The following is a 390-nucleotide window of genomic DNA, read 5'->3' on the forward strand; positions in this document are numbered from 1 at the left end:
GGTGCCCTTCGCGGGGCGCACGGCGGCGGAGGTGCTCATCGGCCACCTCCAGAAGACGCCGGTGCCGCCGCACCAGGTGAACGCCAGCGTGCCCCCGGCGCTGTCGCGCGTGCTGCTGCGCGCGCTGGCCAAGCGCCCCGCGGACCGCTACGCCAGTGCCGCCGAGCTGCGCGAGGCGCTGGTGGCGTCGCTCACCGTCGCCGCCGAGGCGCCCGCGCCCGCCACGTTCACCGCCCGGGTGCGGCTGGCGGGCGCGCCGAACTCGCAGGAGCTGCGCTGCGAGTGGGTGGGCCGCGCGGGGCTCTTCCTCCACAGCGACGCGCCGCCGCCGCCGCTCTTGTCCGACGTGGGGCTGCTGTTGCGGCTGCCCGGCGGCGAGCTGGCCTGCAC

1 pseudogene is annotated in these 390 nt (G+C 78.5%); it reads left to right on the top strand.

What is annotated here, in order from left to right:
• A pseudogene (locus HV824_RS36745) lies at nucleotides 1-390 on the top strand (serine/threonine protein kinase); the annotation flags it as partial.

The organism is Myxococcus sp. AM009 (assembly GCF_013372605.1).
GTDB classification, from domain to species: domain Bacteria; phylum Myxococcota; class Myxococcia; order Myxococcales; family Myxococcaceae; genus Myxococcus; species Myxococcus vastator.